The 13048-nt window shown below is 67.8% G+C and carries 14 protein-coding genes; 4 read left to right on the forward strand and 10 right to left on the reverse strand.

Going from position 1 to position 13048, the window contains the following annotated elements; translation table 11 throughout:
• Positions 1–24: 24 nt before the first annotated feature.
• Entirely contained in the window at positions 25–849 is an 825-nt protein-coding gene (locus OHB24_RS37915; protein ID WP_327635764.1) for a GNAT family N-acetyltransferase, read from the reverse strand.
• A gap of 106 nt (positions 850–955) precedes the next feature.
• Between OHB24_RS37915 and OHB24_RS37920 the strand changes: the two genes are divergently transcribed.
• A complete protein-coding gene (locus tag OHB24_RS37920; RefSeq protein ID WP_327635765.1) occupies positions 956–1555 on the forward strand; it encodes an AMIN-like domain-containing (lipo)protein in 600 nt (199 codons plus the stop codon).
• 48 nt (positions 1556–1603) lie between these two features.
• Here OHB24_RS37920 and OHB24_RS37925 read toward each other — a convergent pair whose 3' ends face one another.
• Positions 1604–3622: a GxGYxYP domain-containing protein gene (locus OHB24_RS37925; protein WP_327635766.1), complete on the reverse strand. Its 2019-nt coding sequence runs from the start codon at positions 3620–3622 to the stop codon at positions 1604–1606.
• Positions 3623–3946: 324 nt separating this feature from the next.
• Complete coding sequence (locus tag OHB24_RS37930; protein ID WP_327635767.1) at positions 3947–4462, reverse strand: hypothetical protein; 516 nt, start codon at positions 4460–4462, stop codon at positions 3947–3949.
• Between the two features lie 77 nt (positions 4463–4539).
• Between OHB24_RS37930 and OHB24_RS37935 the strand changes: the two genes are divergently transcribed.
• A complete protein-coding gene (locus tag OHB24_RS37935; RefSeq protein WP_327635768.1) occupies positions 4540–5259 on the forward strand; it encodes a class I SAM-dependent methyltransferase in 720 nt (239 codons plus the stop codon).
• Here the strand turns inward: OHB24_RS37935 and OHB24_RS37940 are convergent.
• Positions 5243–5596: a GntR family transcriptional regulator gene (locus OHB24_RS37940; RefSeq protein WP_327635769.1), complete on the reverse strand. Its 354-nt coding sequence runs from the start codon at positions 5594–5596 to the stop codon at positions 5243–5245. The two genes, OHB24_RS37935 and OHB24_RS37940, sit on opposite strands and share 17 nt — an antisense overlap.
• Positions 5597–5656: 60 nt before the next feature.
• Here OHB24_RS37940 and OHB24_RS37945 point away from each other — a divergent pair, with 60 nt between their 5' ends.
• Complete coding sequence (locus OHB24_RS37945; protein WP_327635770.1) at positions 5657–6217, forward strand: hypothetical protein; 561 nt, start codon at positions 5657–5659, stop codon at positions 6215–6217.
• On the opposite strand, the gene OHB24_RS37950 is transcribed toward OHB24_RS37945, so the two are convergent.
• Together OHB24_RS37950 and OHB24_RS37955 are read right to left on the reverse strand one after the other, a co-directional pair.
• The gene (locus OHB24_RS37950; RefSeq protein ID WP_327635771.1) at positions 6210–6635 is read right to left on the reverse strand and encodes a VOC family protein; all 426 of its coding nucleotides are present in this window, start codon (positions 6633–6635) and stop codon (positions 6210–6212) included. The two genes, OHB24_RS37945 and OHB24_RS37950, sit on opposite strands and share 8 nt — an antisense overlap.
• A 32-nt stretch (positions 6636–6667) precedes the next feature.
• On the reverse strand, positions 6668–7093 hold the full coding sequence (locus OHB24_RS37955) for a helix-turn-helix transcriptional regulator (protein ID WP_327635772.1): 426 nt from the start codon (positions 7091–7093) through the stop codon (positions 6668–6670).
• Positions 7094–7234: 141 nt separating this feature from the next.
• Here OHB24_RS37955 and OHB24_RS37960 point away from each other — a divergent pair, with 141 nt between their 5' ends.
• Positions 7235–8017, forward strand: coding sequence for an arginase family protein (locus OHB24_RS37960; RefSeq protein ID WP_327635773.1), 783 nt, complete (start codon positions 7235–7237; stop codon positions 8015–8017).
• A 1-nt stretch (position 8018) separates the two neighbouring features.
• Here the strand turns inward: OHB24_RS37960 and OHB24_RS37965 are convergent, their stop codons facing one another.
• The 4 genes from OHB24_RS37965 to OHB24_RS37980 all read right to left on the reverse strand — a co-directional run bounded on the left by OHB24_RS37965 (position 8019) and on the right by OHB24_RS37980 (position 12838).
• On the reverse strand, positions 8019–8945 hold the full coding sequence (locus OHB24_RS37965) for a glycoside hydrolase family 19 protein (protein ID WP_327635774.1): 927 nt from the start codon (positions 8943–8945) through the stop codon (positions 8019–8021).
• A gap of 103 nt (positions 8946–9048) precedes the next feature.
• On the reverse strand, positions 9049–10824 hold the full coding sequence (gene aspS, locus OHB24_RS37970) for an aspartate--tRNA ligase (protein WP_327635775.1): 1776 nt from the start codon (positions 10822–10824) through the stop codon (positions 9049–9051).
• A complete protein-coding gene (hisS, locus tag OHB24_RS37975; RefSeq protein ID WP_327635776.1) occupies positions 10821–12152 on the reverse strand; it encodes a histidine--tRNA ligase in 1332 nt (443 codons plus the stop codon). The genes aspS and hisS overlap by 4 nt, the downstream gene beginning before the upstream one ends.
• The gene (locus tag OHB24_RS37980; protein ID WP_327635777.1) at positions 12149–12838 is read right to left on the reverse strand and encodes an MBL fold metallo-hydrolase; all 690 of its coding nucleotides are present in this window, start codon (positions 12836–12838) and stop codon (positions 12149–12151) included. The genes hisS and OHB24_RS37980 overlap by 4 nt, the downstream gene beginning before the upstream one ends.
• Positions 12839–13048 lie beyond the last annotated feature (210 nt).

Here is a 13048-nt window from a genome sequence, read left to right on the forward strand (position 1 = left end):
CGAAAGAGCCCTCAACCGGCGAAATCAGTGGGTTGTGCCTGCGTGGGCGTCCGCCAGCTCCCACTGGTACGGCGTGGTTGTGGTGACCGCGTACAGGCCGAGTTTCTGCAGGATGGGGCGGGAGTCCTCGGACGCGTCGACGCGGAGAAACTCGTAGCCGCGCTCCTTCGCGAGCCGGGCGCGGTGGGCGAGCAGCGCGCTGTAGATGCCTTGCCGGCGCCACTCCGGCAGCGTGCCGCCGCCCCACAGGCTGGCGAACCCGGTGCCGGGATGGAACCGGATCCAGGCAGCCGACACAGCCGGACCGTCCGGTCCCTTCAATGCGTCCTCGACCAGGAACACCGACAGCCGGTCCGGGAACATCCGCGCCTCACCCGCGAGCCGCTCGACGATCCGTTCCACGCCGTTGTGCCACAGGGCGTCGGTGAGTACGCCGATCCGTTGGTAGTCGTCCGGCCCGTCGGCCTCCCGCAGCCGCACCTTCGACGGCAGCGCAGACGGCCGCTGCAGGATCCGGTCGATCTCGCCGAGGATCAGCGTCTCCGGCTCCTCTTGCGTGAACCCGGCCCGGACCAGCCGCTCACCAAGGTCGGCCGGTTCGTCGTACGCGTACGTCTTCCACTCGAACGGCAGGCCGCGCTCCCGAAAGAATGCCACCTCCTGGGCGATCACCGCGTCCGGGTCGTCGCCCAGGCCGCGCGGGGTCTCGACGAACCCGGCTCCCTCGGCGCCCTCGACGTACGAGCGGTGCACGGGGCCGTCGTGCTCCTGCTTCCAGCCCGGGATCGCGTCGGCGTCCGGCAGCCGGATCCGGCGGTGGAACACGTCGAGCAGCTCTTCAGGGGTCATCTGCACATCGTGCCCGATCGACTACCTGAAATCACCGGCCTAAAAAGTAAACCAGTTGGCCACTGGTGTCGTCCAAGTAAGTGTCCAAACAAGGGGGAAAAGCATCATGAAGCTCCAACACAAAATACCCAAGACGATCGTCGCCGCACTCGCGGTGCTCGCCGTCCCCGCGGCCGCGTTCGCCGCGCCGGCACTGTCCGGATCGTCCACCGCCCCCCGCACCACCTCGACCGTCTCGACCGCGTCCTGCCCACGCGGTTGGGGATCATTGCCCGAGGCAAACAGCCGGATGGTTCTGTCACCGGTCACGAACGTCCGCACCGGCCGGCACGCGTGCTACGACCGGCTCGTCGTCGATCTGGGCGGCCGCGCCGCCGGGTACGACGTCCGGTACGTCAGCACCGTCCACCAGGACGGCTCCGGGTTCGTCGTGCCGCTTCGCGGTGGCGCGAAACTGCAGATCGTCGTCCGCGCGTCGTCGTACGACCTCAACTCCGGCAAGGCGACGTACTCCCCGAAGAACTCCAAGGAACTGACCAACGTGGCCGGGTACCGCACGTTCCGGCAGCTCGCGTTCGCCGGCAGCTTCGAGGGTCAGACCACGATCGGTCTGGGCGTCCGCGCCCGGCTCCCATTCCGCGTCTACACGCTCGCGGGACCGGGCTCGAACTCCCGACTGGTGATCGACATCGCTCACCAGTGGTAGACCCCCACCCAGCGGCCGCCCGTTCCCCGCGGGCGGCCGCGCCTTTGCCTACAGCAACCTGTTGAGCAGGTCGTAGAAGCTGTTCGCGAGGACCAGCTCGTACGGGTCGGTGAGCAGCGCGCCGAGCTCGGCCATGTCGGACGGCGCCCACGACCAGGCGCCGATCCCACCGGAGATGAACAGCGGGCTCGCACCGTCCCAGTTGGCGATCCGCTGGTCGAGCGCGGCCTTGAACTCGGCGGCCTTACCCGGTGCGCCCCACTGGCCGGTGATCGGCAGACCGCCTTGGCGGACGGTGAGCGGGTCGCCGTCCCAGGTCTGCATGATCCCCTTGGTCGGCGTGTACTTCGCGAACCCGCCGGCGATCTCCTCCGACAGCAGGATCCACTTGTCGTCCTGCCTGCTGCTGTACGCGTACACCACGTCCAGCCCGGTACGGCGCATGAAGCCACCGGTCATCTTCAGGTACTCCGTCAGCTCGGCAGGCTTCCACGAACCCGGGTACGTGTAGCCGCCGCCGGACGGGCCGCAGACCAGGAGGTCGTTGGCGGTCGCCGTGCGCTGGAAGTAGCTGTAGAGACCGGGTCCGGTTTCTACGAGCAGAGGACTGATGGTCCAGTTCGTCGGCACCTGGCCGCGTTTCGGGTCGTCCCAGATCTCGCGCAGCCGGCGCTGGCAGTACTGGATGTTGTCGCCTTCGCCGAAGGTCAGGGTCAGGTAGACCTTGTTCTTCGGTTTGTCGATCCGGCGTATCGGCCGGGGCTTGTCGGAGATCGGCGCCGTGAAGCCGGCGTGCACGGTGCCGTTCATGTAGAAGTCAGCCGCGACCACAGGCGAACCGCCCTTGCTCGCGAGATCGACGCCGTCCCACTCACCGGAGACGTCGTTCGCGAACCAGCCCATGTACGGCGCCAGCGTCGGGTACTTCGCGTAGTGCTCGATGAGCAGCTCGCCCGTCGCACCACCCGGCGGCAGCCAGCTCACCAGGGCCTTGGTGGCCACCACGTAGTCGCGGAAGTACGCGAACGGTTCGATGCGGGTCGGCGACGTGTCGGTCGCCGAGACCAGGTACTGGTTCCACATCTCCACGGTCACGACGAGGGACGTCGTACCCGCCGGTGGTTCGATGCGGTAGATCCAGTAGTTGCCGCCGTCGGCGAAGCGGTTGGCCTCGCCGCCGATCGAGGAGTGCGAGCCGTCGAACAGGTACGGCGCTTCCTCCGGGCTGCCCGGCTCGAAGGTGGCGATCACGGTGTCGTTGGCCTTGATGGACACGTGGCGCACCGACGCGCCCCAGCCGTCGTCGGTGAACGAGTCCGCGAACCGGACGAACACGGCCTCCTTACCGAGCTTCGCGGAGACGTCGAGGTTGTAGGTACCGCGGTTCGACGAGTCGCGGATCTGCTGGGTCTCGCGGGCGATCTCCAGCCATTGCACGCCCTCGACGTCGACCACGCGGGTCGGCGGGAGGCCGGCGAGCAGCTTGTGGGTGACCCTGGGGAACAGGTTGTCCAACTGCCACCGGTACGTCTTCACGACGTCGTCGTCGAACATCCCGCGCAGGTCCTTCACGATCCGCAGACCGTGCGCCTTCGCCTGGTCCGCGTCGGCGACGACCGCGTTCTCGAGTCCGGCGAGCGTCGTCGCCACGTTCAGCGAGTCCGGTACGTCGGGGTCGTGCACGATCGCGCCGCGGATCCGGCTGCGGTACTTGGCGACCAGGTCCAGCGGGTTCTTGTACAGCTTGGTCGGCAGGTGCATGTCGGCCAGCCATTTGGCGTCCGGCACGCTCACCGTGCCGGTGTCGTACAGGAAGTACAACTCGGGCTCAGTACGGTTGACGATGCCTTGCAACGTTGTCAGCAGGGTTTGGTCTCCCCCGCTGAGCTTGCTCGCATCGCCGTAATCCAGGTGTCTCGGGCGGTTGAACACCGGCAGCAGCCGAGCGGGGCTGCCGGACGTCGATGAAACTGCAGCCTGCGCTGTCGTCATGAGCCCCGGCACCAAGCCGAAACCACCCGCCGTCACCGCACCGCTGCCCGCCAGGAACGCACGTCTCGAAACCATCGCGACCACTCCCTGAGGTTGACATCGATGTCAAATCAGCCCGGAATCTAGCAACGCCAAGAGAGCGTGTACATACCTCACTACAACGTTGGCCCGACTTTCTTGGAATCGTTTCCGCCGACGGTGATCAGGAACCCGGGACAGGCGACGGGGTCTGGGAACAGGCAATAGCTAGTTCCCAGACCCCATCTGGTGTGCTCAGTGGCCGGTGCCAGTGCGGCCGCCGCGGGATTCGATGGACTCGGGGAGGGTGGACTCGGGGAGACGGCGCCCCCAACGAACACCGCTACCAACCCGGACCCCGGGTCGGCGCCCGCTGATACCTCAGCGGGCCGGTGGCTTGCGGCGGGAGAAGCGGGAGCGGAAGTTGCCGTCGTACTCGAGTTTTGTGTAGCCGGCGGAGTGGACGCCGACCGCGAAGATGCCGACGGCGAGGAACGTGATGCCGGCGATCGTCGAGATGTGCCAGAACGCCGCGGTGAGGCCGACGAACGCGGACCCTTCCGCGGCCGCCTTGGCCACGCTCACCAGGTGGGATCTGGACACCTGGCGTCGGAACGCCTCCTGCCGGTTGAGCACCAGGAGCGCCGCGAGCAACGGGATCGAGACCGCGAACGCGACAACGCAGATCGTCGCGGCAAGATCCAGCGGGGAGGTGGTCAGGAACGGCTGGACGACGACCAGTCCGGCGGCGGCCAGTCCGCCGTAGATCAGGTTCGACTGCCGGATCCACTCCTCCTGCACCGCGGGGTCGGACTTCGCGTCCTCCGTCTCCGACTGGATGCGCGCGGCCTCCGCTTCGGCCGCCAGGCGGCGCGCCTGCTCGGTCTCCTCGTCCATCTGCCCGTCCTCCAGAGCTCGGCCGGCGTACGTAATTGGGTGGAGCGGGCGTACGGCGGCGAGACATAGTAAGCGGGGTGCGGTATTACTACGCCGAGCACCAGGCGGCCTATCGGCGGCTCGGGCGAGAAGGTATGACGCAGTGGAACGATCTCTTCGGTGAGAGTTGGACGTTCGACGACTTCCCCAACCGGGTCTTTCTCGAGAGTGTTCTCGATCGGCTGCCTGCGTCGGGTGAGGTGCTGGAGTACGGGTGTGGCACCGGACCGGCCGCGTGCTTTCTCGCGGCACGTGGGTTCCGCGTCGATGCGATCGACCTGATCCCGGAAGCGATCACCCTCGCCCGCCGGTTCGCGCAGGAGCGAGGTGTGACCGTCAACTTCAGCGTGCAGGACGTGTGCGCGATGCCGGTCGGAAGCAAGCAGTACGACGTGATCCTCGACAGCTACTGCCTCCAGTCGATCGTCACCGACCCCGACCGTGCCGCGGTGTTGGCCGCCGTACGCGACCGCCTGAAGCCCAACGGCCACTACGTCCTCTCAACAGCCATGTACGACTCGGACCGCGTCTACGAAGACGACTTCCGGTACGACGCCACCACCGGCATCTGCTACGAGCGATCCACCGAACCAGCCGACGACGCCGTACAACTCGACAACACCTGGTACCTCCCCCACCGCCGCCACCTACGTCCGAAGGCCCTCCGCGCCGAGCTGGAAGCAAACGGCCTTCAGGTCCTCTCTCAGCAAGGCGAGCTCAGAGGCGACGTGATCTGCACGCCTACCAGGCGTGGGTGAGGATCTGGGTCGCTTCGGCCAATGACAGGCCCGCTTTGTGCGCGGCTCGGGCGAAGGCGACGGCCGCGGCATGGGTCGTGGCGTCGTTGATCTGGCTGCGGGAGGCCAGGACGAAGGTGCCGTTGCGGCCGCGGGTCTCGACCAGGTGGTCGGCTTCCAGTTCTTTGTAGGCGCGGGCGACGGTGTTCACGGCCAGCCCGAGGTCCAGCGACAGTTGGCGCACGGTCGGCAGCCGGGTGCCCCGCGCCAGCTCGCCGGCGCGGATCAACGCCTCGATCTGCGAGCGGACCTGCTCGTACGGCGGGGTCAGGCCGACCGGGTCCACGGAGATTTCCACCCGCTCACCATGCCACAACGGTGCCGCACCGGTGACCCTGCGTTGCAAGACAGTTGTGGCATGTCCTCCCCAGACAACGTCCCGTCCTACGCGCCCCCGGCGCCTCCCCGGCCCGGCCGCAACAGGACCGGCGTGGTGGTCGCGGCACTGATCGCGGCGGTGCTTGTCCTCCTGCTGGTGACCGTGGTCGCGCTCGGCCGGTTCGGCAGTGGACCGTTCGCGCACAAGGTGCCCAAGGTTGCGGCGCCCACGGAGTGGCCCGCCACCGTCGGCGAACTGCGGTTGGACCCCGACAGCAAGCCGTATGTCTCGCCGCTCGCCTCGCTGGACTTCGACTGGGAGGTGTCCGGGCGGTACAGCACCGGCGAAGGCCAGGAGCGCGAACTGCACAACGTGCGGGTCTTCGGCTCGAGCGACCGGGTGAAGGACGCGATCGGCGACTACGACGTGGACGAGATCGGGACCGGCTACTGCGGATCATCGATCCTGGGCAGATTCCTGACGAGGCAGTGCGGCGTCACCAGCGGCAGCATCGTTGTCGTCGTCGAAAGCCCTCCGGCCGGTCCCTCCGACGAGGAGCTGATCCGCTACGCCAACAGTCTCGCCGCCGCGCTCAGCTGAAGTCCTCCGCGGTGTACGGGCGCTGCTCGACCAGCACGAGCCAGTTGCCCGAGTTGTCGCGCAGTACCGCTTCCACGCCGTACGGGCGGTCCGACGGCTCCTGGATGTACTCGACGCCCTTGGCGGTGAGTTCGGTGAACGTCTTGCGGCAGTCGTCGGTGGCGATGCCGAAGCCGTGCATGGTGCCCTTCGCCATCATCCGCCTGATCGCCGCGGTTGCTTCCTCGTCCAGCGGCGGCCCCGGCAGCGCGAGCTGCAGCTCCAGCTCCGGGTGGTCGGCGTGGTGCACGGTGCACCAACGGAAGTCGGGCAGGCTCACGTCGTTCTTCAGCACGAACCCGAGCTTCTCGGTGTAGAAGGCCTTCGCTTCGTCGACGTCGTCGACAAAGACACTGATCAGGCTGATGTTGGTGATCACGGCAGCTCCTCATCGTTGCGTTCGGTACGACGCTAGGCCCCGGACTGTCCCGCCGGCTTCTCCGGAATTGCTGAGTTCAGTCCCAGCATGAACACGAAACACCCCGGGATCCGTGCGCCGGCCTGCGTCCGCTGGTACTGCGTCGGCGTCATCCCCACCAGCTCGGTGAATCGCTGCGAGAACGACCCGAGGCTGCTGTAGCCGACCATCCCGCAGACCTCGGTGACGGTCAGGTTGGTCGCCCGCAGCAGATCCGTCGCGCGCTCGATCCGCCGGCGGGTGACGTACTGCATCGGCGTCTCGCCGTACGTCGCCGCGAAACACCGCAGGAAGTGGTACTTCGACACACCCGCCGCAGCCGCCAGCGCGGCCAGGTCGAGCGGCTCCGCATAGTTGCGATCGGCAACATCCCGCGCCCGCCGCAGATGCGGCAACAACTCCACCGGTACACCGCTCACCCCAACGAGCCTAGGTACTCTCGGCCGCTGCCGAAAGAGTGGCGGGCCGATCACGCCCGGCGGAGGGTACGGCGTATGAGAGCCGGACGGCCTGCACCGCACCGACTACCTGTGCGCGTGCAACCGATCTAGGTTTGCTTCATGTCGACTGTGTTGTGTGTGCCGCAATGGCAGGGGTCTGCGGCCGGGTCCGCGCGGTTTCTCGCGGACGGGGCTCGTCGGACGGCTCAGCTGGTGCCGGCTGATCGGGTGGTGACGGTTGAAGTGCCGGAGTTCGATGGGCCGATGGCGGGCGGGGTGCGGGCCGCCGACGCTTTGGTCGCTGTTCAGCGTGCGACCGAGGCGGCCCTGAAGAAGATCGACGATTTCGTCCTGACCGCGGGTGGGGACTGTGCGGTCGACCTGGTGCCGATCTCGGCGGCGGCCGAGCGGTACGGCGCGGACCTGAAGGTGCTGTGGATCGACGCCAATCCAGACGTCTACGGGCCGGGTGATCCCTTCTCGGGCGCGTTTCACGGGATGGTGGTGCGCACGCTGCTCGGCGATGGGCCGCCCGCGTTGACGCCGAAGACCGTGCTGACGCCAGAGCAGGTGGTCTTCGCAGGCGTCCGGGTGGTGGATGACTGTGAGCAGGAGTACCTGCGCAGGAAGAACCTTCGCGTGGACGAACTGGAGGCGGCCGTCGAGGGCTTGAAGGGGCCGCTGTACGTGCATCTGGACCTGGACGTGCTGGATCCGGCCGAGTTCGCCTCGGTGGGGTACTCCACTCCGGCGGGGCCTTCGGTCGCCCGCGTGCTGGAGCTGATCGAGGGCCTCACCGGCGTGGTCGGAGCCGCGATTACCGAGCATGCCCCGCAGGCGCGGGACCTCCGCGAAGAGGAGGTCGTCCGCGCCCTTGGGACGGCTCTGCTGAGCTACGCCTGAGTCAGGAGGCGAGGGCCTCGAACTGGGTGCGGGTCAGCTTGGTTGTGTCGCCGTTCAGGGGGGACGGGCGGGTGCAGATGACGCCGGACGGGACGGAGCCGGTCAGGTAGTTCACCGCGGCCTTGAAGGAGTCGCAGCGGCGCTGGTCCTCGGCGCCGGCCGGGTAGCCGATCGCGGCGTTGACGCGGCCCATGTCGAGGTCGTCGGCGTACGGATTGATGTCGCGGGCAACGGTCCAGTACCAGCGGGCGATCGGCGCGCTCCACTCCAGTGACATCGCCAGGTCCGGGTTGCCGAGCAGATCGATCCCGAAGTACTGGCCGGCGGGCCCGTAGTTGAAGTCACCGGTCAGTTGGATGTACCCGCGCCCGCCGTACGGCCGGGTGTCGCCGATCTCGCGGATGTTGTACTCCAGCCGCGACTCGTGCACGAGCGTCGCGAGGAACGCCGCCTTCCGGTACGGCGTGTTGATCTGAGCGTCCCGCATCGCCTGGTTCAGCGACGGCAGACCGGTCTCGACGAGCGACGGGTTGGCGATCCGGCTGCCGAACATCGCCTGTACGTCGGCCAGCGTGATGTCACCGTCTTGCGGCGGCTCGGAACCGCATTCGGGTACGCCGGGCAGCTTGTCCTCGGGAATCGCGACGTACACGACCGTCACGTAGCCGCCGAGCGCGGGCACATGGGCCCACCACGAACTGGTGCCGTCCGAGTTGCTGACCAGGTCGCCGCTCTTCTGGCAGTCCACGTCGATCGAGGTGGGACCGCTCAACGTGCCGACGACAGCGGAGGACAGGTAGGCGTCGGCGCGGACGTTGACGCCGCTGCCGTACGTCTGGAAAACGGCCGCGTACGCGGGTGACGCGGCGACCAAGGCACCTGCCGTCAGACCGAGGCAGGCGAGTACAGCTATGAGAAAACGACGCATTGAACAACTCCTGGGGCGGTAGGAGGGGCGGTCGTCGTGAAAAGCTAACCAAGCCTATTCACAACGCCGCCAGTTTCCTCCAAACCCCAGGGTTGCTCAACCCCTACTTGTCTTTGGGCTCCGGTTTGGCGTCGACGCCGGCTTCCTTGCGCTGCTCGGGCGTGATCGGCGCCGGCGCCGCGGTCAGCGGGTCGAACCCGCCGCCGGACTTCGGGAACGCGATCACGTCGCGGATCGACTCGGTGCCGGCCAGCAGCGCCGTGATCCGGTCCCAGCCGAACGCGATCCCGCCGTGCGGCGGCGCGCCGAACTTGAACGCGTCGAGCAGGAACCCGAACTTCTCGCCAGCCTCCTCGTCGGTCAGGCCCATCACCTTGAAGACGCGCTTCTGCACGTCCTCGCGGTGGATACGGATCGACCCGCCGCCGATCTCGTTGCCGTTGCAGACGATGTCGTACGCGTACGCCAGCGCCGACCCCGGGTCGGTGTCGAACGTCTCCAGCGAGTCCGGCTTCGGCGACGTGAAGGCATGGTGTACGGCGGTCCACGCGCCGGACCCGACCGCGACATCTCCCGCGGCGGTCGCGTCGTCAGCCGGCTCGAACAGCGGCGCGTCCACGACCCACACGAACGACCAGGTCGACTCGTCGATCAGACCGCCGCGACGGCCGATCTCCAGCCGGGCCGCGCCGAGCAGCGCCCGCGACGTCTTCACCGGACCCGCGGCGAAGAAGATGCAGTCGCCCGGCTTCGCGCCGACGTGGTCGGCGATGCCCGCGCGCTCCTCCTCGGACAGGTTCTTCGCGACCGGCCCGGCGAGTTCGCCGTCCTGACCGACCAGCACGTAGGCCAGTCCGCGAGCGCCCCGCTGCTTGGCCCACTCCTGCCACGCATCCAGCTGCTTACGCGGCTGGTCGGCGCCACCCGGCATCACGACGGCACCGACGTACGGCGCCTGGAACACCCGGAACGGCGTGTTCTTGAAGTACTCCGTGCACTCGACGAGCTCGAGGCCCATCCGCAGATCCGGCTTGTCGGAGCCGAACCGCGCCATCGCCTCGCCGTACGTCATCCGCGGGATCGGTGTCTGCACGTCGTACCCGACGAGCTTCCAGAGCGCGGTGAGGATCTCCTCGGACAGCGCGATGATGTCGTCCTGGTCGACGAAGCTCATCTCGATATCGAGCTGGGTGAACTCCGGCTGCCGGTCGGCGCGGAAGTCCTCGTCGCGGTAGCAGCGGGCGATCTGGTAGTACCGCTCCATACCGGCCACCATCAGCAGCTGCTTGAACAGCTGCGGCGACTGCGGCAGCGCGTACCAGCTGCCCGGCTGCAGGCGGGCCGGGACCAGGAAGTCGCGCGCGCCTTCCGGCGTCGACTTTGTCAGCGTCGGCGTCTCGAGCTCGACGAAGTCGTGCTTCGACAGCACCTCGCGGGCGGCCTTGTTCACCTCGCTGCGCAGGCGCAGCGCCGAGCCCGGGCCTTGGCGGCGCAGGTCGAGGTACCGGTACTTGAGCCGGATCTCCTCGTTCACCGGCGTCGCGTGGTGCTCCTCGACCGGGAACGGCAGCGGCGCCGCCTCGTTCAGCACCTCGACCTCGGTCGCGATGACCTCGATCTCGCCGGTCGGCAGGTTCGGGTTCGCGTTGCCCTCCGGGCGCGGCGAGACCTCGCCGACGACCTTCAGGCAGTACTCCGAACGCAGGCCGTGCGCGGCGTCCTCGTCGCGGATCACGACCTGGACGGTGCCGGTCGAGTCGCGCAGGTCGATGAACGCCACGCCGCCGTGATCGCGTCGCCGCGCCACCCAGCCCGCCAGAATCACGGTTTGGCCGGCATTCTCCGCGCGCAACGAGCCTGCGGAATGGGTACGGATCACGAGTTCTCCTCTTGCGTGTTGACACTTGGTCGTAGGTCTTCGGCGGGCGGGGCCCAGGTGGCGGCGTCCGCGGGCACCTGCTCGCCGCTGCGGATGTCCTTCACCTCGGGCCCGTTCTCGGTGCTGAACCAGACGAACGGGATACCGCGGCGATCGGCGAACTTGATCTGCTTGCCGAACTTGGCCGCAGCCGGCGCCACCTCCACCGCAATCCCCCGCCCGCGCAGCTGGATCGCCGTCCGCATCGCCTCGGCCCGGTCGTCCTCCGAGTTCAGCGCGATCAGCACAGCCGTCGGCGTACGGCGGCTGGCGGTCAGCAATCCCTTGCTGATCAAGCGGTGCACCAGCCGCGACACACCGATCGAGATCCCGACACCGGGGTACGTCGTCTTGCCGTCGGACGCCAGCGAGTCGTACCGCCCGCCGGAGCAGATCGACCCGTAGCCCTCGTCGCCGATCAGCTGCGTCTCGTAGACCGTGCCGGTGTAGTAGTCGAGACCGCGGGCGATCTTCAGGTCCGCGACCAGCAGACCGGGCGCGTGCTCGTTCGCCGCGGTCATGATCTGCGACAGCCGCTCGAGGCCCTCGTCGAGGACCTCGTGCTGTACGCCGAGCGCCCGTACCTGATCCGCGAACGACGCGTCCGTCGACGAGATCTCCGCCAGCCGCAGCACCTGCTTCGCGGTCTCCGCGGACAGGCCGGCCGTAGTCAGCAGGTCGGTCACCTTGTCCGGGCCGATCTTGTCCAGCTTGTCGACGATCCGGAGCGTTCCGGTGATGTCCTCGATGCCGAGGCCGCGGTAGAAGCCCTCCGGGATCTGCCGGGTGTTCACCTGGATCCGGAACGGCGGGATCGGCAGCTTCCGGAACGCGTCCGCGATCACCAGCGGCAGTTCGACCTCGTAGTGGAACGGCAGTTCGCCGCTGTCGATGATGTCGATGTCCGCCTGGGTGAACTCGCGGTACCGGCCCTCCTGCGGGCGCTCACCGCGCCACACCTTCTGGATCTGGTAGCGCCGGAACGGGAACACCAGCTTGCCGCTGTGCTCCAGCACGTAGCGGGCGAACGGCACGGTCAGGTCGAAGTGCAGGCCGAGGGCCGCGTCCTCGTCCGCGCCGGCCGCGAGCCGCCGTACGCCGTAGATCTCCTTGTCGGCGTCCTCGCCCTGATTGGACAGCCGCTCGACCGGCTCGACCGCACGGGTCTCGATCGACGCGAAACCGTGCAGCTCGAACGTCTCCCGGATCACGTCGAGGAACTGCTGCTCGACGATCCTGTCCGACGGTAGGAATTCGGGAAACCCGCTCAGAGGGGTCACCTTGCTCATAAGTTCGGTATCTCCAGGTCCTGCAAGTAGGGGTTGGTCGCCTTCTCCCGGCCGATCGTGGTCTGGCCACCATGACCCGGCAGGACGACGATCTCGTCGCGCATCGGCAGGATCTTGGTGGCCAACGTATGCAGCATCGCCGGATGGTCGCCGCCCGGCAGATCCGTCCGGCCGATCGACCCGGCGAACAACACGTCACCGGAGAACAGCACCGCGGGCACATCTTCCGGCCCGTCGTACGGCGTGGTGAAGGTGACCGACCCGCGGGTGTGACCCGGGGTGTGGTCGACCGTGAAGTTCAGTCCCGCGAGCTCCAGGGACTGCCCGTCCTTCAGCTCGGCGACGTCGTCCGGCTCGGCGAAGGTGTGATCGCCGCCGAGCAGCATCCGCGCCGTCTCCGGGCTGATCCCGGCCATCGGGTCGGCGAGCAGGTGCCGGTCGTCCGGGTGGATCCAGGCGGTCGCGTCGTACGTCCCGCAGACCGGGAGGACCGAGAACATATGGTCGATGTGACCGTGCGTGAGCAGCACCGCGACGGGTTTCAGCTTGTTCTCCCGGACCACCTGCACGACGCCGTCGGTCGCGTCCTGACCGGGGTCGACGACGATGCATTCCGCGCCCTGGCCGGTGGCGACGACGTAGCAGTTCGTACCCCACGATCCCGCGGGGAACCCGGCGATGAGCACGGCAGACCTTCCTGGAACGGGGTTCGGGACCTACCAAGGTTACCCGGGTCGTTCGCCGTACTTCGAACCGGATTGTGATGCAACCCCGTTGCGCCTGAGCTGGGAGTTTGTGATTGTTCAGGGATAAGCCTTCGCATGTCGAAGACTTGAGCGTCGAGAAGGCAGCTCGACGCGCCCAGGCGGGCCCTGTCCGCGCGGTTGGACCGGGGA

It is taken from the genome of Kribbella sp. NBC_00482 (genome assembly GCF_036013725.1).
In the GTDB taxonomy this organism is placed as follows: Bacteria; Actinomycetota; Actinomycetes; order Propionibacteriales; family Kribbellaceae; genus Kribbella.